Source organism: Sphingobium sp. LF-16, assembly GCF_003711185.1.
Taxonomy (GTDB): Bacteria; Pseudomonadota; Alphaproteobacteria; order Sphingomonadales; family Sphingomonadaceae; genus Sphingobium; species Sphingobium yanoikuyae_A.
Genome location: NZ_CP029335.1, coordinates 4,197,012 through 4,216,611 on the forward strand (window position 1 = coordinate 4,197,012; position 19,600 = coordinate 4,216,611).

18 protein-coding genes are annotated in these 19,600 nt (G+C 65.5%); 12 read left to right on the forward strand and 6 right to left on the reverse strand.

Annotated features, from left to right (window positions below):
- Positions 1–19 precede the first annotated feature (19 nt).
- Together serA and DIZ22_RS19730 are read left to right on the forward strand one after the other, a co-directional pair.
- The gene (serA, locus tag DIZ22_RS19725) at positions 20–1,600 is read left to right on the forward strand and encodes a phosphoglycerate dehydrogenase (RefSeq protein ID WP_026109465.1); all 1,581 of its coding nucleotides are present in this window, start codon (positions 20–22) and stop codon (positions 1,598–1,600) included.
- A gap of 177 nt (positions 1,601–1,777) precedes the next feature.
- Positions 1,778–2,908 (forward strand): ATP phosphoribosyltransferase regulatory subunit, encoded by a 1,131-nt coding sequence (locus DIZ22_RS19730; protein ID WP_048936182.1) that lies wholly within the window; start codon positions 1,778–1,780, stop codon positions 2,906–2,908.
- On the opposite strand, the gene DIZ22_RS19735 is transcribed toward DIZ22_RS19730, so the two are convergent.
- On the reverse strand, positions 2,902–3,759 hold the full coding sequence (locus DIZ22_RS19735; RefSeq protein WP_048936183.1) for an alpha/beta hydrolase: 858 nt from the start codon (positions 3,757–3,759) through the stop codon (positions 2,902–2,904). The genes DIZ22_RS19730 and DIZ22_RS19735 overlap by 7 nt on opposite strands.
- Positions 3,760–3,987: 228 nt before the next feature.
- On the opposite strand from DIZ22_RS19735, the gene DIZ22_RS19740 reads away from it, so the two are divergent.
- Together DIZ22_RS19740 and DIZ22_RS19745 are read left to right on the forward strand one after the other, a co-directional pair.
- The gene (locus DIZ22_RS19740; protein ID WP_048936184.1) at positions 3,988–5,277 is read left to right on the forward strand and encodes an adenylosuccinate synthase; all 1,290 of its coding nucleotides are present in this window, start codon (positions 3,988–3,990) and stop codon (positions 5,275–5,277) included.
- Between the two features lie 5 nt (positions 5,278–5,282).
- On the forward strand, positions 5,283–5,465 hold the full coding sequence (locus DIZ22_RS19745; RefSeq protein ID WP_004209747.1) for a hypothetical protein: 183 nt from the start codon (positions 5,283–5,285) through the stop codon (positions 5,463–5,465).
- Positions 5,466–5,502: 37 nt separating this feature from the next.
- On the opposite strand, the gene DIZ22_RS19750 is transcribed toward DIZ22_RS19745, so the two are convergent.
- Positions 5,503–6,432, reverse strand: a complete 930-nt coding sequence (locus DIZ22_RS19750) for a family 43 glycosylhydrolase (RefSeq protein ID WP_048936435.1) — start codon at positions 6,430–6,432, stop codon at positions 5,503–5,505.
- A 155-nt stretch (positions 6,433–6,587) separates the two neighbouring features.
- Between DIZ22_RS19750 and DIZ22_RS19755 the strand changes: the two genes are divergently transcribed.
- Entirely contained in the window at positions 6,588–7,157 is a 570-nt protein-coding gene (locus DIZ22_RS19755; RefSeq protein WP_048936185.1) for an NADPH-dependent FMN reductase, read from the forward strand.
- Here the strand turns inward: DIZ22_RS19755 and DIZ22_RS19760 are convergent.
- Positions 7,120–8,448, reverse strand: a complete 1,329-nt coding sequence (locus DIZ22_RS19760) for a dicarboxylate/amino acid:cation symporter (protein WP_048936186.1) — start codon at positions 8,446–8,448, stop codon at positions 7,120–7,122. The genes DIZ22_RS19755 and DIZ22_RS19760 overlap by 38 nt on opposite strands.
- Before the next feature lie 137 nt (positions 8,449–8,585).
- Here DIZ22_RS19760 and DIZ22_RS19765 point away from each other — a divergent pair, with 137 nt between their 5' ends.
- Positions 8,586–9,470, forward strand: coding sequence for a bestrophin family ion channel (locus DIZ22_RS19765; protein ID WP_010335581.1), 885 nt, complete (start codon positions 8,586–8,588; stop codon positions 9,468–9,470).
- A 60-nt stretch (positions 9,471–9,530) separates the two neighbouring features.
- Here the strand turns inward: DIZ22_RS19765 and DIZ22_RS19770 are convergent, their stop codons facing one another.
- Together DIZ22_RS19770 and pdxH are read right to left on the reverse strand one after the other, a co-directional pair.
- Positions 9,531–10,862: a dicarboxylate/amino acid:cation symporter gene (locus DIZ22_RS19770; RefSeq protein WP_004209753.1), complete on the reverse strand. Its 1,332-nt coding sequence runs from the start codon at positions 10,860–10,862 to the stop codon at positions 9,531–9,533.
- A 179-nt stretch (positions 10,863–11,041) separates the two neighbouring features.
- Positions 11,042–11,617: a pyridoxamine 5'-phosphate oxidase gene (gene pdxH, locus DIZ22_RS19775; protein WP_004209754.1), complete on the reverse strand. Its 576-nt coding sequence runs from the start codon at positions 11,615–11,617 to the stop codon at positions 11,042–11,044.
- Between the two features lie 136 nt (positions 11,618–11,753).
- Here pdxH and DIZ22_RS19780 point away from each other — a divergent pair, with 136 nt between their 5' ends.
- The 6 genes from DIZ22_RS19780 (at position 11,754) to DIZ22_RS19805 (ending at position 18,459) form a co-directional block, all read left to right on the forward strand.
- Entirely contained in the window at positions 11,754–12,674 is a 921-nt protein-coding gene (locus DIZ22_RS19780) for a DnaJ C-terminal domain-containing protein (protein ID WP_048936187.1), read from the forward strand.
- Positions 12,675–12,730: 56 nt separating this feature from the next.
- Complete coding sequence (locus DIZ22_RS19785; protein ID WP_048936188.1) at positions 12,731–13,654, forward strand: YihY/virulence factor BrkB family protein; 924 nt, start codon at positions 12,731–12,733, stop codon at positions 13,652–13,654.
- The gene (gene fabI / locus DIZ22_RS19790; RefSeq protein ID WP_004209757.1) at positions 13,651–14,457 is read left to right on the forward strand and encodes an enoyl-ACP reductase FabI; all 807 of its coding nucleotides are present in this window, start codon (positions 13,651–13,653) and stop codon (positions 14,455–14,457) included. Before DIZ22_RS19785 ends, fabI begins: the two co-directional genes overlap by 4 nt.
- Before the next feature lie 27 nt (positions 14,458–14,484).
- Positions 14,485–15,558 carry a chorismate synthase gene (gene aroC, locus DIZ22_RS19795; protein ID WP_048936189.1) on the forward strand — a complete coding sequence of 358 codons (1,074 nt, stop codon included), beginning with the start codon at positions 14,485–14,487 and terminating at the stop codon, positions 15,556–15,558.
- A gap of 254 nt (positions 15,559–15,812) precedes the next feature.
- On the forward strand, positions 15,813–17,594 hold the full coding sequence (locus tag DIZ22_RS19800) for an SLC13 family permease (protein ID WP_048936190.1): 1,782 nt from the start codon (positions 15,813–15,815) through the stop codon (positions 17,592–17,594).
- Positions 17,595–17,673: 79 nt separating this feature from the next.
- Positions 17,674–18,459 (forward strand): PhzF family phenazine biosynthesis protein, encoded by a 786-nt coding sequence (locus tag DIZ22_RS19805; protein ID WP_048936191.1) that lies wholly within the window; start codon positions 17,674–17,676, stop codon positions 18,457–18,459.
- On the opposite strand, the gene DIZ22_RS19810 is transcribed toward DIZ22_RS19805, so the two are convergent.
- Entirely contained in the window at positions 18,456–19,580 is a 1,125-nt protein-coding gene (locus DIZ22_RS19810; RefSeq protein ID WP_017502515.1) for a serine hydrolase, read from the reverse strand. The genes DIZ22_RS19805 and DIZ22_RS19810 overlap by 4 nt on opposite strands.
- Positions 19,581–19,600: the final 20 nt, after the last annotated feature.

Below are 19,600 nucleotides of genomic sequence, written 5' to 3' on the forward strand. Positions count from 1 at the left end.
GCAAGAAAGGCAATTCGCCATGCCCAAGGTTCTCATTTCCGACAAGATGGACCCCCGCGCCGCCGCGATCTTCCGCGAGCGTGGTGTCGAGGTTGACGTCATCACCGGCCAGACGCCCGAAGAACTGGCCGCGATGATCGGCGCCTATGATGGCCTCGCGATCCGCAGCTCGACCAAGGTCACCAAGGCGATTCTCGACGCGGCGACCAACCTCAAGGTCATCGGCCGCGCCGGTATCGGCGTCGACAATGTCGATATCCCGGCCGCATCGGCCCAGGGCGTGATCGTGATGAACACGCCGTTCGGCAACTCGATCACCACCGCCGAACATGCCATCGCGCTGATGTTCGCGCTGGCCCGCCAGATCCCCGAAGCCAATGCCCAGACGCAGCAGGGCCTGTGGCCCAAGAACGGCTTCATGGGCGTGGAAGTGACCGGCAAGACGCTGGGCCTGATCGGCGCCGGCAATATCGGCTCGATCGTCGCCAGCCGCGCGCTCGGCCTCAAGATGAAGGTCGTTGCCTTCGATCCGTTCCTGACGCCCGAGCGCGCCGTGGAAATGGGCGTGGAAAAGGCCGATCTCGACACGCTGCTGGCGAAGGCCGACTTCATCACGCTGCACACGCCGCTGACCGACCAGACCCGCAACATCCTGTCGAAGGAAAATCTGGCCAAGACCAAGAAGGGCGTGCGCATCGTCAACTGTGCCCGTGGCGGCCTGATCGACGAAGCGGCGCTGAAGGAGGCGCTGGATTCGGGCCATGTCGCCGGCGCCGCGCTCGACGTGTTCCAGACCGAACCGGCCAAGGAATCGCCGCTGTTCGGCACGCCCAACTTCATCTGCACCCCGCATCTGGGCGCATCGACTGACGAAGCGCAGGTCAATGTCGCGCTGCAGGTGGCCGAACAGCTCAGCGACTATCTGCTCGACGGTGGCATCACCAATGCGCTGAACGTGCCGAGCCTGTCGGCCGAGGAAGCGCCCAAGCTCAAGCCCTATATGGCGCTGGCGGAAAAGCTGGGCAGCCTGATCGGCCAGCTGGAAGGCGATGCCATCACCGGCGTCGCGGTCGAGGTCGAGGGCCATGCCGCCGAGCTGAACCAGAAGCCGATCACGGCGGCGGTGCTGGCCGGCCTGATGCGTGTCTATTCGGACACGGTGAACATGGTCAACGCGCCCTTCCTGGCGAAGGAGCGTGGTCTGGACGTGCGTGAAGTGCGCCATGACCGCGAGGGCGACTATCAGACGCTGGTGCGCGTCACCGTTTCGACCGAAGCGGGCGACAAGTCGGTGGCCGGCACGCTGTTCGGCCATGCCCAGCCGCGCCTGGTCGAACTGTTCGGCATCAAGGTCGAAGCCGATCTCGACGGCCACATGCTCTACATCGTCAACCAGGACGCGCCGGGCTTCATCGGTCGCCTGGGCTCGAAGCTGGGCGAGTCGGACGTCAATATCGGCACCTTCCACCTGGGCCGTCGCAACCAGGGCGGTGAAGCCGTGCTGCTGCTGTCGGTCGACGGCACCGTCACCGAACCGCTGCGCTGGGCGATCTGTAACCTCGCCGGCGTGAAGCAGGTGAAGTTGCTGCGCTTCGCCTAAGCTGACCTAAATATCTGCCGTTCGGTTCGAGCAGCCCTTCGACTGCCTGCAAGGCAGGCGCTCAGGACAGGCTTCGAGCTTGTCGAGAAGCTTCGTCGAGAACAGTTCTCGACAAGCTCGAACCGAACGGGGGTAGGGGATGGCCTAACCCCAAAATTCCGCTAAAGGGCCTGTCTCATGACCATGATCCCGCCAAGCTTGCTCCCGGAGGGGCTATCCGATCGCCTGCCACCGCAGGCCGAAGCCTCCGCGCGCCTGGCGCGCCGCGTGCTCGATACGGTCGCGACCCATGGTTATGAACGGGTCATGCCGCCGCTGGCGGAGTTCGAGGATACGCTGACCCAGCGCCTCAAGTCGATGCGCGCGCAGGATCTGGTCCGCGCCGTCGACCCGGTGTCCCAGCGTACCCTGGCCTTCCGCCCCGACATGACCGCGCAGGTCGGTCGCATCGCGGCCACCCGCCTGCGCAGCGCGCCGCGGCCTTTGCGCCTGTCCTATGCCGGGCCGGTGATCCGCCAGAAGGCGAGCCAGTTGCGTCCGGAGCGCGAGAAGATGCAGCTGGGCGCCGAGCTGATCGGCAGCGACAGCGCCGCCGCCGCGGTCGAGATCGTCAATATCGCGATCGAGGCGCTGACCGCTGCCGGCGTCACCGGCATCACCATCGATTTCACCTTGCCTGACCTGATCGACGCGCTGGCCGCTGGCCCGTTGCCGCTGGGCGCCGAAGAATTGGAAGCCGTGCGCGCCGAACTGGACGCCAAGGATGCCGGCGCGCTGGTGGCGATCAGCCCGGCCGCCGCCGCCTATCTGCCGCTCATTGAGGCGACCGGCCCCTTCCACGCCGCGATGGAACGGCTGGAGGCGTTCAGCGCCAGCCTGGGCGGCGCGATCGACAGCCGCATCGCGGGCCTGCGCGCGATCGCCAAGCCGATCGGCTGGGACATCACCCTGACCCTCGACCCGACCGAACGGCACGGTTTCGAGTTCCAGAACTGGTTCGGCTTCTCCATCTTTGCCGAGGGTTTCATCGGCGAGATCGGCCGTGGAGGCAGCTATGCCATTGCCCGTGCCGGCGAAACGGACGAGCCCGCCATGGGCTTTTCGCTCTATCCCGATCCGCTGATCGACGCGGGCTTTGGCGACGAACGGCCCCGGCGCCTGTTCCTGCCGGTCGGCCATGATGCCGTGCGCGCGGCCGCGCTGCGGGCCGAGGGCTGGCACACGGTTGCGGCCCTGGCTGACGGCGAAGATGGCGCGGCCCAGCGCTGTTCGCACTGGCTGGATGGCAGCGAGCCCCGCGCCTACTGACCGAACAGGCGACGCAGCCAGGCGTCCACGATGCCGGTGCCGGCATAGTCGGCATCGCCCATTTCTCGGTTGATCTGCATATGGCCGCGCAGCCCGCGTCCAGGCAGTGCATGGATCTCTACCGGGGTTCCCGCCTTGCGCAGCGCTGCGGCGAGCGCATTGGACTGGGCGGTGCCGTCGACCCGATCGACATGGAGCAGCAGGAAATCGGGGGCATTGGGCTTTGCCGCCTGCAAGGTCGGCGATAGCGCCTTCTGCCGCGCCGGATCGGTGCCGAACGCCTGTTCATAGGTTTTTGCCATGAATCGGCCGCCCTGCGCCATCTGGGTTGGTACATCATAGGCGGCGCCATCCAGCGCGATGATACCGCGCACGGCATCGGGCTTCAGCCCGGCCTTGGCGAAATAGCGCATGTCGGTGCCGACCAGCGCGACCAGATGCGCGCCGGCGCTGTGGCCCATCAGGATGATGCGGTTGGGGTCGATGCCCAGCGTCGCCGCCCGGCTGCGCAGATGGGCGACCGCATCGGTGACGTCCTGCGCTTGGCTCTCGACCGTCGCATCGGGCACCAGCCGGTAATTGATCGAGGCGAAGGCATAGCCAAGGCCGGTATAATGGGGCGCCTTGGCCGCGCCGGTGGCATTGTCCTTGCTGCCGCGCTTCCAGCCGCCGCCATGGACGAAGATGACCAGCGGTGCCTTGGTGCCCTTGCCCGGCCAGAAATCGATCGCCTGCAATGGATCATGGCCATAGGCCATGGCCTGCGGCGCAGTAGCCGTCTGGGCCTGGGCGGCCAGCGGCGCGCCCGCGAGCAGGGAGAGAATCAGGATGGGAATCAGCCGTCTGCGCATATGGATCGTCCTTCGCTGCCCCTGTGTCGCCATGATCGCGAGGGCGCATCTTGCCGTAAAGCCGGCACCTGGTATCAAAGTGTAATGTGCCTCCAACCTTGACGCATCGGCCCTGCCCGGCTAACGCGCGCCCCGCACAGGGCGTACCCCGCCCATCCTATTCCACCGGCATGCCGAGTCCCGTCGAAGGGCATGGCCGGTCCGCGCGGCGGGCGGAGGAGTGTATCCATGGCAAATGTTACCGTGATCGGCGCCCAATGGGGTGACGAAGGCAAGGGCAAGATCGTCGACTGGCTGTCGGAGCGCGCCGATGTCGTCGCCCGTTTCCAGGGCGGCCATAATGCCGGCCACACGCTGGTCGTCGGCGAAAAGGTCTACAAGCTCTCGCTGCTGCCGTCGGGCATCGTGCGCGGCACGCTGTCGGTGATCGGCAATGGCGTGGTGCTGGACCCCTGGCACTTCCGTGACGAGGTCGCGAAGCTCAAGGGCCAGGGCGTCGAGATCACCCCGGCAAATCTGCAGATCGCCGAGACCTGCCCGTTGATCCTGCCCTTCCACCGCGACCTCGATGGCCTGCGCGAAGACGCATCGGGCGCCGGCAAGATCGGCACCACCCGTCGCGGCATCGGCCCGGCCTATGAGGACAAGGTCGGCCGCCGCGCCATTCGCGTCTGCGACCTTGCCCATCTCGACGATCTCGACCTGCAGATTGATCGGCTGACCGCGCATCATGATGCGCTGCGCGCCGGTTTCGGTGAAGCGCCGATCGACCGCGCCCAGTTGATGGCCGACCTGACCGAGATCGCCGCCTTCATCCTGCCCTTCGTCAAGCCGGTCTGGCTGACGCTCAACAAGGCGAAGTCGGAAGGCAAGCGCATCCTGTTCGAAGGCGCGCAGGGCACGCTGCTCGATATCGACCATGGCACCTATCCCTTCGTCACCTCGTCCAACACGGTGGCCGGCACGGCTGCCAGCGGCACCGGTCTTGGTCCCAATGGCGCTGGCTTCGTGCTGGGCATCGTCAAGGCCTATACCACCCGCGTCGGTTCCGGCCCGTTCCCGACCGAGCAGGAAAATGACGTCGGCCAGCGCCTGGGCGAGCGGGGCCATGAATTCGGCACGGTCACCGGCCGCAAGCGCCGCTGCGGCTGGTTCGATGCGGTGCTGGTGCGCCAGTCGGTCGCGGTTTCGGGCGTGACCGGCATTGCGCTGACCAAGCTGGACGTGCTCGATGGCTTTGAGGAACTGAAGATCTGCGTCGGCTATAAGATTGGCGACCAGAGCTTCGACTATCTGCCCGCCCATGCGCAGGACCAGGCCAAGGCCGAGCCGATCTACGAAAGCATTGCCGGCTGGAGCGAAACCACCGCGGGCGCGCGCAGCTGGGCGGAGCTTCCGGCACAGGCGATCAAATATATCCGCCGTATCGAGGAACTGATCGGCTGCCCGGTCACGCTCGTGTCGACCAGCCCGGAACGCGACGACACCATCCTCGTCCGCGATCCCTTCGCGGATTAAGGGGCATGGCCGGCGAACGCTTCGAGCGGCACAAGCAGCCCTGGACCCAGGATGAGGTCCAGAAGCTGCACACGCTCGCCAAGAAGGGCATGGCGCTGAAGGCGATCGCCAAGGCGCTGACCCGCAGCGAGGAATCGGTCAAGACCCGCGCCAAGCAGGACGGGTTGTCGATCGCCAAGCTGCGCTGAGAGATGAGAAGGCCGGGCGGAAACGTCCGGCCTTTCCTCATTCCGGGACGTGGCGCTGGACCGGCTGGATGGCCCCGTCCTTGGCATAGGTCAGCGGTGCGATGGTGATCGAGCGCCGGTGATCGCCGCCACCCGGCAACAGCTTGTCATGATAGAAGAGCCAGCTATTGCCGCCCCGCTCGACGATCGCCTGATGATTGGTCGAGATCGGCAGATAGTCGAGGATCACCCCGCCATAGGCGAAGGGGCCGAGCGGCGAGGCGGCGGTGCCATAGATGATCTGGCCGGGCCAGCCGGTCGAGAAGCTGAAATAATAGCGGCCCTTGTGGGCGTGGAGATAGGGTGCCTCGCCATATTTCTTCTTCGGATCGCTGGCCGGTAGTCCGGTGACGACGACATCCATGATCGGGCCGTCGACATGGATCATGTCGGGCTTCAGCCGCACAACCTTGGGCACGCGGGTGCCGAAATAGAGATAGGCCTGTCCGTCACTGTCGATGAAGACGGCGGGGTCGATCGGTTCGGCACCGGCATTGGCGTCGCGCGCCTTGTCGATCAACGCGTCGCCGCGCGCGTCGCGATAGGGGCCCTGGGGCTGGTCGGCCACGGCAACGCCGATCCGGTCACCACCGATCGGCGCGTAGAAATAATAGTGCCCGTTGCGCCGGGCGACTTCGGGGGCCCAGGCCTTTGCATCGGGGCGTGCCCATGTGAAGGTGGTGACGTCGAGAAAGGCGCCGTCATCCTGCCAGCTTTTCATGTCGACCGAGCTGTAGAGGCGCCAGCTTGTGCTGTCCCAGTAGCGGCCGGAATTGGAGGCGTCGTCGGTGGCATAGAGATACCAGCGATCGTCGAACCAGTGCGGCGAGGGATCGCCGGCAAAGCGGGGGCTGATCGGCTTGCCCGGCTCGACATCGCCATTGGCCATCAGCAGGCCCATGCAGGCCAGCAGCGCCATCCTCTTCATCCGCATCCTCCCATGTCGGTCATTGATGCGATGATGGCGTTCCGTCATGTGAAATGCAATTTCGTATCGTGAGATATTGAAAGATTGCAAGGCCGGCTGGACCCGATCGGGACAGGATGCGACAAGTCTGTCGACATCCAGACAGGAGGCTCCGCATGGCACTCGACATCCTCGTCCTCTACGGCTCCTATCGACGCGGCCGGCTTGGTATACGGCTGGCGGATTATCTGATCCGCAGCTTTGAGGGACTGGGCCACAGGGCGGAACTGGTCGATGCCAAGGCCGTGGGCCTGCCGATGCTCGACCTGCGCTATAGCGACTATCCCGCCGGCGAGGCGCCCGCCGCCATGGCGCAGCTTGCCGAACGCCTGTCCGCCGCCGATGCCTTCGTCTTCGTCGCGGGCGAATATAATCGCGGCATGCAGCCGGGGCTCAAGAATCTGGTCGACCATTATCTCAAGGAGTTCGACCGCCGCCCCGCCGCGATCGCCAGTTACTCGATGGGCCGCTTCGCCGGGGTCAACAGCCATGCCGACTGGACGGTGACGCTGTCCGCCATGGGCATGGCGGTAATGCCCGAGCGGCTGAGCGTCGGCCAGATCGGGCAGACGCTGGATGAAAATGCCGAGCCTCACGGTGACGGCGGCGCGGCGCTGGACCGTGGCTTTGCCGGGTTCGCCGACACGCTCATCTGGTGGGCGCTGGCGGCGAAGGCGCAGCGCTGATTTCCTCGCGCGCCGATATCACCGTCGCGGCCACCAGGTCGCCGGTGACGTTGAGCGCGGTGCGGCACATGTCGAGCAGCCGGTCGACGCCCAGCACCAGTCCGATCCCCTCGGGCGGGATGCCGACCATCGCCAGGATCATCGCCACCACCGGCAGCGACCCGGCGGGCACGCCTGCCGTGCCGACCCCGCCCAATATGCAGACCAGCATCACCATCAGCTGCTGGCCAAGGCTGAGGTCGACATGGAAGAATTGGGCGAGGAACAGGACGGTGATCCCCTCGAACATCGCCGTGCCATTCTGGTTGGCGGTGGCGCCGATGGTGAGGACGAAGCGGGCGATGCGACGCGGCAGGTGCAGCTTCTCCTCCGCAACGCGGATGGCGGTTGGCAGGGTGGCGTTGGAGGAGGCGGTGGCGAAGGCCATGACGCTCGCTTCCTGCACGGCGGCGAAGAAGCGCAGCGGCGACCGGCGCGCCAGCAAGGCGATCAGCAGCGAATAGATGCCGAACATCTGGATCGCGAGCGCGAGCAGCACGACCCCAACATAGGCGGACAAGCGCAGCAGCAAGTCCCAGCCGAACTGGGCGGCGAGGTTGAACATGAAGCAGGCGATGGCGATCGGCGCCAGGCGGATGACGATCGAGATGAGGCGCATCGTCACCGCGAACAGCCCCTCCATCGCGTCGAGCAGCAGCTTCGTTTCCTTCGTCTGCACCAGCATCAGCCCGATGCCGAAGAAGAGGGCGAAGACCATCACCGCCAATATGTCATTGTCGGCCATCGCCGCGATCACATTGTCGGGGACGATCGCGATCAGCGCCTGCATGCCGGTCGGCGTGTCGGCGCCGCGGTCGAGGATCGCCTTGGCCCCCTGGCCTGCATCGGCCAGCAGTGCGCGCGCCTGCGCCGGATCGACACCGCTGCCCGGTTGCAGCAGGTTGACCAGCGCCAGGCTGATGACGACGGCGATACCGGACACGATCAGCGTATAGAGGAGGGTGCGCAGGCCTACTCGGCGCAGCGAGCGCATCTCGCCCATTTCGGCGATGCCGACGATCAGCGCGGAAACCAGCAGCGGGATCACCAGCATGAACAGCAGGCGCAGGAAGACCTGGCCGATCGGGCCGGTGAGATAGCGGGTGACCGCATCGATCCAGGGTGCGCCGGGGGTTACGGCATAGGCGATCAGCCCGGCGGTGAGGCCGATCAGGAAGCCGGCCAGCATCTGCCACTGCAGCGAGAAGGCCGCGCGCCGGCTCGCCTGTTCCTCTGTGCCCGGATCACTCATGGCCTCTCCTCTTCCTCCCGACCAACGAGCCATGCGGAAGCGGGTTGCGCGGCCGGCAATATTTCGTTTCGTTAGGGCATCGACGGAGCATAGGCGCATGCTCGGGCGTTGGGCCGGTTCACCAGAAGGAGTCTTGCATGATCGTTGATGCCGTCCCCAGCATGCGCCGGATCGCATCGGAAGTGTGGAAACCGCTGACCGCGCTGTTCGTGTGGGACTGTGCGGTCACGGCCGCTTATTATCTGTTGCCGTTCAAGGCGCCTTCGCTGCCGCTCACCATCTTCGGTTCGGCCCTCGCCCTGTTCCTGGGCTTCCGGTCGAACAGCAGTTACCAGCGCTGGTGGGAAGGGCGCACATTGTGGGGGGCGATGATCAACGCCTCGCGTAGCCTAGCGCGTTCGGCGCGCAATTTCCTGCCCGATCCGGAGGCCCGCGACCTCAAGCGCGAGATCGTCAAGCGCCAGATCGCCTATGTGAATGCGCTGCGCTGCCAGTTGCGGCGCCAGACGATCGGCGAGGATGTGACCAAATTCCTGCGCGAGGAGGACAAGGGCAAGGCGCTGGCGCGCGCCAATCCGGCCAATGGCCTGCTCGACAGCACGGGCCGGCGGATCGACATGGCGCGACGGGAAGGCTGGATCGACACGATCCAGCAGACCCAGATGGAGAAGGTGCTGGTCGACATCGCCAATGCCCAGGGCGGGATGGAGCGGCTGAAGAACACGCCGCTGCCCTTCCAATATCGACTGCTGCCGGTCGTGTTCACCCATCTCTTCTGCATCCTGCTGCCGATCGGGCTGGTCGAGACGCTGGGTTTCGCCACGCCGCTCGGTTCGACGGTGGCGGGCCTGATGTTCATGGCGGTGCTGCGGATCGGCGATGATCTGACCGATCCCTTTGCCGACAGCGTGCATGACGTACCGTTGACCGCCATGTGCCGGACGATCGAGATCGATCTGCTCCAGTCGATCGGCGATCCGGCGCCAGACCCCGTCACGCCGGTGCGCGGCGTCCTGTGGTAAGAAAAAGCCCCGCCAGCATCATGCCGGCGGGGCATTTTCTTTGGGTAAGGCTGAGGACGCTTAGCCCTTGCGGTCTTCGTCGACCATGTCGGAGGCCAGTTCCAGCCCGGCCCGGCCATGGGACGGGGTATGGGCCGGCGCCTTGGGATGGGGCACGTCGACCGGCTCCTCCACTTCCAGCATGCCTTCCCACTTGGTGATGACCGAGGTGGCGATGGCATTGCCCAGCACGTTGGTCGCGGTGCGGCCCATGTCCATGAAATGGTCGACCGCCAGGATGAAGGCGACGCCCTCGACCGGCAGGTCGAACTGGCCGAGCGTGGCGGCGACCACGACCAGCGAGGCGCGCGGTACGGCGGCGATGCCCTTGCTGGTGACCATCAGGACGAGCAGGATCGTGATCTGGGTCGCAATCGGCAGGTCGATGCCATAAGCCTGGGCGATGAAGATGGTCGCGAAGGTCGCATACATCATCGAGCCGTCGAGGTTGAAGCTGTAGCCCAGCGGCAGCACGAAGCTGTAGATGCGGCGCGGCACGCCGAACCGGTCGAGCTGTTCCAGCATCTTGGGATAGGCGGCTTCCGACGAGGCGGTCGAGAAGGCGATCAGGATCGGTTCGCGGACATAGCGGATCAGCTTGAACATCCGCTTGCCCAGGAAAATCGCACCCGCGCCGAACAGCAGCACCCACAGGCAGATGAGGGCGATGTAGAATTCGCCGACCAGCGCGCCGTAGGTTTTGAGCACGCCCAGGCCCTGCACCGTCACCGACGAGGCGAGGGCGCCGAACACGGCGAGCGGCGCGACCCGCATGACATAGCCGGTGACCTGCAGCATCAGCTCCACCAGCGCCTCGATCACGGTGATGATCGGCTTGCCCTTTTCGCCGATGGCGGTCAGCGCCACGCCGACGAACAGCGAGAAGACGACGATCTGCAGGATCTGGTTGTCCGCCATCGCGCCGATCATCGACGTCGGGAAGACGTGCAGGATGAAGTCGCGGAAATTGAGCGCTTCGGTGTTGACGCCCGCATCCGCGCCCGACCGGACGAGGTTGAGGCCGGCACCCGGCTCGAAGAAATTGACGAAGATCAGGCCCAAGGTCAGCGAAATGAGGCTGGCAATGATGAACCAGGCGAGCGCGCGCCCGCCGATCCGCCCCAGTGCCGCGCTGTCGCCCATATGGGCGATGCCCGCGACCAGCGTGGAAAAGACCAGCGGCGCGATGATCATCTTGATCAGATGAAGGAAGATGTCGGCCAGAAGGTGAAAATAGCCCGCCACATCCTTGGCCAGCGCTTCATCCCCGCCGACCCAGAGATTGGCCACGAAGCCCACGATCACGCCCAGGACCATGCCTGTCAGGATGTAGGCCGTCAGTCGATTTCGCATTATATTCCTCTAGCCAGCGAGCGGTCCGCCCGCGCATTCATTCTGTTCTGCTGGGTGGTGACACCTAACAGGCGCCCGGCCAGCCCGCAATCGGGCAGGCTTGGACTGTGCGGGGATAGACGAATGAGCCACCATATTCCGCGCCCTGTTTTACGGCAGGACAATGGCATGGTGCTCGCTCAGGGGTAGAGAAGCCCCTCGTTCCAGGCATTTTCCTGGCGGGAGAAGACGCGCCGTTCATGCAGGCGATGCTCGCGATCCTGCCAGAACTCGATCCGTTCCGGGGTCAGGCGGAAGCCCGACCAGTGGGGTGGGCGCGGCACCGGGCCACCTTCGAACCGGGCGCGCACCTCTTCATAGCGATCCATGAAGACGGCGCGCGAGGGCAGCGGGCGGGACTGGTCGGAGGCCCAGGCGCCCAGCTGGCTGTCGCGGCTGCGGGTGGCGAAATAGGCGTCGGCGGTGGCGTCGTCGACCGGGCCGACGCTGCCCTCGATCCGGATCTGGCGGCGCACCGACTTCCAGTGGAACAGCAGGGCGGCATGCGGATTGGCGAGGAGGTCGCCCGCCTTGCGCCCTTCGAAATTGGTGTAGAAGATGAAGCCGTCGGGGCCATGGCCCTTGAGCAGCACCATGCGGACCGAAGGGCGGCCCTGTGCATCGGCCGTGGCGAGCGCCATCGCGTTGCTGTCATTGAGTTCGGTCTCGCGCGCCTGCGCATACCACTCGTCGAAAAGGGCGAAGGGATCGGTCATGCCCCTGCCTTAGATTCCCGGCACCGCACTGTCGATACGGATGCGCCGCAGCTTGAACGATGCCCGGCCTTCGGCCACATAGGGGCGATATGGCCGTGATGCGGCAAATACCGGTTTCAGCATAACAGGATGATAGATGGCGGATCCCTATTCCACTCTGGGTGTGGCGCGCAGCGCGAGCGAAGCGGAGATCAAGTCCGCCTATCGCAAGCTGGCCAAGCAATATCACCCCGACAAGAATCAGGACAATCCGAAGGCGGCGGAGAAATTCTCGGCCGTGACCAACGCCTATGACCTGTTGTCGGACAAGGACAAGCGGGCCCGCTTCGACCGGGGCGAGATCGATGCCGATGGCAATCCGACAGCCCCCTTCGGCTTTGGCGGCGGTGGCGGCGGGCGTGGCCGTCCCGGCGGGTTCGAGTTCAACGAGGGCGGTGCCGATTTCGGCGATATTTTCGAAGGCCTGTTCGGCGGTGCGGGCCGTCGCGCCGGGGGAGGCGGCGGCTTTGGCGGCTTTGGTCGCGGCGCGCCGCCCGCCAAGGGGGCCAATGTCGCCTATCGGCTGGCGGTGCAGTTCGTTGACGCCGCGACGCTGGCGCCGCAGCGCATCACCCTGCAGGATGGCAAGACGATCGACCTGAAGCTGCCCGCCGGGGTCGAAACCGGCACGCAGATGCGCCTGACCGGCAAGGGGCAGGCGGGCGCGGGCGGTGCGGGCGACGCGATCGTCACCATCGAGGTGAAGTCGCACCCCTTCTTCAAGCGCGACGGCGACAATGTGCTGCTCGACCTGCCGATCACCATCAACGAGGCCGTGAAGGGCGGCAAGGTGAAGGTGCCGACCGTCGATGGCCCGGTGATGCTGGGCGTGCCGGCCGGCACCACATCGGGCAAGACGCTGCGCCTGCGCGGCAAGGGCTTTACCGGCAAGGATGGCCAGCGCGGCGACCAGCTTGTGACCCTGCTGATCGACGTGCCTGCCGATGATCCGGTGATCCTCCAGCTGGTCGAGGATTGGCAGGATGGTCGCGCGGTGCGGACCCATCTGGGCGTCTAGGACGTTCGGCAAGGGTGCCGCTGCCTTCCCCCTATAGTCCGGAGTCGCGCCGCCATATGGCGGCGCAGGCGCAGGAAAAATTCCATCGTCAGATCGATCGGGTCCGACCGGGATCGCGCAGCTTCGAGATCGTCAAGCGGGTAATGGTGGGCGTCTATAGCGACGGGTTCATCCATGCGGGGAACCTGGCCTATCTCTCGCTGATGACGCTCTTTCCCTTCTTCATCGTTGCCGCCGCCGTCGCCAGCGTCTTCGGCCGCACGTCGGACGGGCTGTCGGCGGTGAATGCCTTTCTCACCACCGTGCCGCGCGGCGTCGCCGATGTCGTGCGCCAGCCGATCAGCGATGTGTTGCAGGCGCGTTCCGGCAATCTGCTCTGGTTCGGTGGTCTGGTGGGGCTCTGGACCGTGGGCAGCCTGATCGAGACGATCCGCGACATATTGCGCCGCGCCTATGGAACGAAGAGCACCAAGCCCTTCTGGCGTTATCGGCTGGCGTCGGTCGGGATCACGCTGGTCAGCGTGCTGGCGGTGATGTTCGCCTTTTCGATGCAGGTGATGATAACGGCGGTGGACCAGTTGCTCCACCGGCTGCTGCCCTTCGCGGATGAGGCGATCGCCTGGGTTTCCTCGGCCAAGCTGGTGCCGATGGCGATATTATGCGTGGCGCTCCACTCGCTCTATGTCTCGCTGACCCCGTCGCTCTACCGCGACAAGCGCTTTCCCAAATGGCCTGGCGCCGTCGCCACCGCGCTCTGGTGGTATGCCGTCACTCTGCTATTGCCGGTCACATTGTCGATGCTGGGCGGCTATGACCGGACCTATGGCAGTCTGGCCGGTGTCATGATCACCCTCATTTTTTTCTTTCTCGTGGGGCTCGGCGTGGTAATTGGCGCCGAATTGAATGCGGCACTGGCGGAATTTCCGGAAGACGAAGCAGCCGGCACCGTGCAGGACAAAGGGAACGGAACGACGATATGACAGGCTTGATGGCGGGAAAGCGCGGGCTCATCATGGGGCTGGCGAACGACAAGTCGCTGGCTTGGGGTATTTCGCAGCAACTGCATGCGCAGGGCGCGGAACTGGCCTTCTCCTACCAGGGCGAGGCGCTGGCCAAGCGCGTGAAGCCGCTGGCGGAACAGCTGGGCTCGGACTTCCTGATCGACTGCGACGTGTCCGACATGGCGAAGCTGGACGAGGCCTTTGCCGAGATCGAGGCGCGCTGGGGCAAGCTGGACTTCGTGGTCCATGCGATCGGCTTTTCCGACAAGAATGAGCTGCGCGGCCTCTATGCTGACACCAGCCTCGACAATTTCCTGATGACCATGAACATCTCGGTCTACAGCTTCGTCGCCGTCGCGGCCCGCGCGCGCAAGCTGATGAAGGAAGGCGGCAGCCTGCTGACGCTGAGCTATTATGGCGCGGAAAAGGTCATCCCCCATTATAACGTCATGGGCGTGGCCAAGGCGGCGCTGGAAACCAGCGTCAAATATCTGGCGATGGACCTTGGCCCGGAAAATATCCGCGTCAACGCGATCTCGGCCGGACCGATCAAGACGCTGGCCGCCAGCGGCATCGGTGATTTCCGCTACATCATGAAGTGGAACGAGCTGAACTCGCCGCTGCGTCGCAACGTGACGATCGACGATGTCGGTGGTGCCGGCCTTTACCTGCTGTCGGACCTCGCTTCGGGCGTGACGGGTGAGATCCACCATGTCGACGCGGGCTATAATGTCATAGGCATGAAGGCCGAAGACGCGCCCGACATCGCGCTGGACAAGTAAGAACGACGCGACCGGATTGGAACGGATATGAGCTGCAACACATTCGGTCGCGTCTTCCGCTTCTCGACCTGGGGCGAGAGCCATGGCCCGGCGATCGGCGCGATGGTCGATGGCTGCCCTCCGGGCCTGGCATTGAGCGAGGCCGACATCCAGCCTTGGCTCGACCTGCGCAAGCCGGGCACGTCGAAGTTCACGACCCAGCGGCGCGAACCCGATGAGGTGCGCATCCTGTCGGGCGTGTTCGAGGGCAAGACCACCGGCACGCCGATCAGCCTGATGATCGAGAATACCGACCAGCGATCGAAGGATTATTCGGAAGTCGCCAAGGCCTATCGCCCTGGCCATGCCGACTATGCCTATGACGCCAAATATGGCTTTCGCGACTATCGTGGCGGTGGGCGCTCCTCGGCGCGCGAAACCGCCAGCCGGGTTGCGGCCGGTGCGGTGGCGCGGCTGGTCATCCCGGAAGTCGATATCTTCGCTTATGTAAGCGAGATCGGCGGCGACGCGATCGACTATGGCAATTTCGACGCGGCGCAGATCGGTCAGAATCCCTTCTTCTGCCCTGACGCCGAAGCCGCGGTGCGCTGGGAAGCGCTGGTCGATGGCGCGCGCAAGGATGGCTCGTCGCTCGGCGCGGTGGTCGAATGCGTGGCCAGTGGCGTGCCGGCCGGCTGGGGCGCGCCGCTCTATGCCAAGCTCGACAGCGAACTGGCGAGCGCGATGATGAGCATCAATGCGGTCAAGGGCGTGGAGATTGGCGATGGCTTTGCGGCCACCCGGCTGCGCGGCGAGCAGAATGCCGATCCGATGCGCCCCGGCGCCGATGGCCCGGTCTTCCTGGCCAATCATGCCGGCGGCATTGCGGGCGGCATTTCGACCGGCCAGCCGGTCAAGGTGCGGATCGCCTTCAAGCCGACCAGTTCGATCCTGATTCCGGTCGAGACGGTGACGCGCGAAGGCGATGCGTCGGACATCATCACCAAGGGCCGTCATGACCCGTGCGTCGGCATTCGCGGCGTGCCGGTGGTCGAAGCGATGATGGCGCTGGTGCTGGCCGACCAGAAGCTGCTGCACCGCGCCCAGTGCGGGGCCGATTGACGCGCCGAACCGCGCCAATCGCGCGCCGAATGTGCAAAAGATGCGAGACGACTCACCCATGTTACGCTAGGATGACATGGTCACCCGCGGGAGGGTGAGCGGCAGAGCGTAAGCCTGGGGAGCGTCAGCACGCTATGCGTGGATTGACGGTCAAAACGTCCCCTGACGCCGCGACACGGGCCAGCCATGCAACCATGGCTGGCCCATTTCGTTTCACCTCCGTTAGAGACGCGATCGAACGGGGGCAAGACGAGATGCATTTCATCACCGCGCTATTGGGCATTTACCGCGCGGAAATCGGTCTGGTCATTCTCGCCTGCATGTTCGTCGCCTTCGTGCGCGAACGCTATTCCCCGACCGTCGTTTCCGTGCTGGGTGCCTGTGCCTTCGCGCTGCTCGGCCTGCTCGACGAGAAATCGCTCTTCTCCGTCTTTTCGAACAGCGCGCCGCTGACCGTGGGCGCGATGTTCGTGCTGTCGGGGGCGCTCATTCGCACCGGCACGATCAACCGCATCGCCGATCTGGTCATGGTCCGGGCGCAGAAGCATCCGCGGCTGGCGCTGATCGAGGTTGCGGTGGGCACGGTGCTGCTGTCGGCCTTCCTCAACAACACGCCGGTCGTCGTGCTGCTGATCCCGATCATGTTCCGGCTGGCGCAGGCGACCGCCTATCCGGTCAAGAAGCTGCTGATCCCGATGAATGCGGTGGCGGTGATGGGCGGCTGCGTTACCCTGATCGGCACATCGACCAACCTGATCGTCGCGGGCATCGCCGCCGAACAGGGCATGCAGCCCTTCGGCATTTTCGATATCACCCCCTATGGCCTGGCCGGCACCATTGCCGGCGTCATCGGCCTGGCCTGCCTCAGTTTCCTGCTGCCCAGCGACCCGCCCTCGATCGCGGGCGAGAATGGCGGCAATGTGCAGGAATATCTGACCGAACTGGTCGTGACGCCGGACAGCGAGGTGGTCGGGCGGGAGATTGGCGAATTGTCCGTCCTTGGCCGCTCGGTCACCCTGATCGGGCTCAAGCGGGCCGGCGAGATACGGCGCCACGACCTGGAGCAGGAGGAACTGCATGTCGGCGACCGGCTGATCGTCCGCGCCGATGGCACGGCGATCATGACGCTGCGCGAATCGGGCGATTTCGAACTGGGCATTGCCGCCGATTCCGAAACCTCCGCGCGCGAGGGCACGGTGATCGAGGCCATGGTTGCGCCCAGCCACCCCTCGATCGGCGAGCGGTTGATCGACATTCCCTTCCTCCATGCCCTGCGCGTCCGCCTGATCGGCATCCATCGCGCCCGCCATCTGCCCGGCCCGGACCTGGCCGATACGCGGGTGCGCGGCGCCGACCGGCTGTTGGTGGCGGGCAGCGACGACGCGATGCGGTCGCTGAAAGACAATCCCAACCTGATCGGCGTCGACATCAGCCGGACGCGCGCCTTCCGCCCGCGCAAGGCATGGATCGCGATCCTGGCGATGGCGGCAGTGGTGATCCTGTCGGCGCTCGACGTGATCGGCATCGGCCTGGCCGCCTTCATCGCCGTCGGCGTGATCCTGGTCACCCGCTGCATCGATGCGGAGGAGGCGTGGGCGGCGATCGACGGCGATGTGCTGATCCTGATCTTTGCCATGCTGGCGGTCGGCCTGGCGCTGGAACAGGCGGGCAGCGTCGCGCTGATGGTCGGCTGGATCACGCCGCTGATGCAGGTCGCGCCGCAATGGAGCCTGGTCTTCATCGTCTATTTCGCGGCGCTGATCCTGTCCGAACTACTCAGCAACAATGCGGTCGCGGCGCTGCTGACCCCGCTGACCATCGCGCTGGCGCATCAGCTGGGAACCGATCCGCGCCCGCTGGTGATCGCGCTGATGATCGGCGCATCGGCCTGTTTCGCGACGCCGATCGGCTATCAGACCAATGCGCTGGTCTATGCCGCCGGCGATTATCGCTTCGCCGATTTCGTGCGCATCGGCGTGCCGCTCAACCTGATCGTCGGCACTGCGGTGTGCGCGGCGCTCGTGATTCTGGGCTAGGGACCAATTGCCCGCATCCGGCCCTGTCGGCACGGATGCGGGGCCGGCATGAAGGCGGCGATCCATCAGGAGTATCGCCATGACCCGTCTTCGCTTCACCCAGGTCGACGCCTTTGCCGACGCGCCCTTCACCGGCAATCCGGCGGCGGTGATGCCGCTCGATGCCTGGCTCGATGATGCGGTGCTGCAGGCGATCGCGGCGGAAAACAACCTGTCGGAAACCGCCTTCACCGTGCCGACGCCGGACGATGCGGAGGCCGATTATGCGCTGCGCTGGTTCACCCCGGCGGTCGAGGTGAAGCTGTGCGGTCATGCCACGCTGGCGAGCGGCCATGTGCTGATGCAGGGCGATGCCATACGCTTCCGCACCCGTCATGCCGGGGTGCTGACCGTGACCCGCGCGGGCGAGGGCTATGAACTGTCGCTGCCGGCCTGGACCAGCGCGCCGAAGGCGCTGCCGGAACTGGCGGCGGGGATGGGCGGGGACATCGTCGAGACACGCTGGCGCGATGGTGGCTATGCGATCTTCGTCTATCGCGATGCCGATGCGATCCGCGCGCTGGAGCCTGACTTCGCGACCTTGCGCAAGCTGGGCGACAATCTGCTGATGGCGACCGCGCCGGGCGACGACAGCGACATCATCAGCCGCGTCTTCGTGCCGGGCGGCGGTATCGACGAAGATCCGGTGACCGGATCGGCCCATGGCCTGCTGACGCCCTATTGGGCCGAGCGTCTGGGTAAGAGCGCAATCAGTGCCTATCAGGCGTCGGCGCGGGGCGGGCGGCTCGGCTGCCGGCTGGAGGGCGACCGGGTGGTGATGACCGGCGCTTGCCGCACGGTCATCGAGGGCACCTTCACCCTTTAACCGGGGAAGAGGCCGATCAGCCGGGCCAGTTGCGCCTTCACGGCGGCGCGCTGCTCCTTCTTGGGCGACATGCCGATCCGCACGATCGTCAGCCGCTGGCCGGGCGCGACCAATATATATTGGCCATTATGGCCGACGCAGCCGAACAGGCTGGCCGAGGCGAGGCCGGGCATCAGCGCACTCTCGCTGCTGTCCCGGTTGAGCCAGAGATGGGCGCCATAGGCCGCGTTCCGGGGCGAGGGCGCGCGCATATAGTCGACCCATTTTTCCGGCACGATCTGATGGCCGTTGGGGGAGCGGCCATGGTTGCGCAGCAATTCGCCGAAGCGGCCATAGTCGCGCGCGGTCATGTGCATGATCGACCCGCCGATCAGCGTGCCATTGGCGTCATATTCCGGGGTCAGGCTGGACAGCTTGCCCGGCGCCTTCAGCCGGCCGTCGATGAACATCTGCATCGCCCGGCGACGCACGTCGGGATGGGGGCTGTTGGTCAGCATCCGCGTCATCAGGTCCGACAGGATCATCGTGCTGCCGGTGGAGTAGGAGAAGACCTCGCCTGGATTGTGGGCCAGCGGCTTGGATTCGGCATAGGCCGCCATGTCCTGCGCGCCGTCCATGAACAGCATGCGCACGGTGTCGCCGTCAGTGATCGGTTCGCCATCCTCGGCATGGTCGAGGCCCGAGGTCATCGACAGCAACTGGCGCAGGGTGATGCGGCCGCGCGGATCGCCCGGCTGGCTCCAGGCCGCGACCGGCACCGGCGAATCGAGCGCCAGCCGCCCGTCCGACACCATCAGGCCGACCAGCACTGCGGTCACGCTCTTGGCCATCGACCAGGACAGCAATTTCGTCTCGGGGGTGATGCCGGGGGCATAGCGTTCGGCAATCACCTTGCCGTCGCGCATGACCAGTAGGGCGCGGGTTTCGCCCATGTCCTTGTCGTCGAACAGCGGATCGATCGCGCCGCGCAGCGCGCTCGCGCTGACCACCGCGTCGGTGGACACGCTATAGACGGGCTCGGGCGCATGGGCCGCGCGCCCCACCAGCGTGCCGGCGAGGACGAGCGCCACCAGCCCGGCACCCATGGCAAGGCGCTTTACGATTCGCTTCTCGATCTGCATAAGCCGGCGCCCTTAGCATG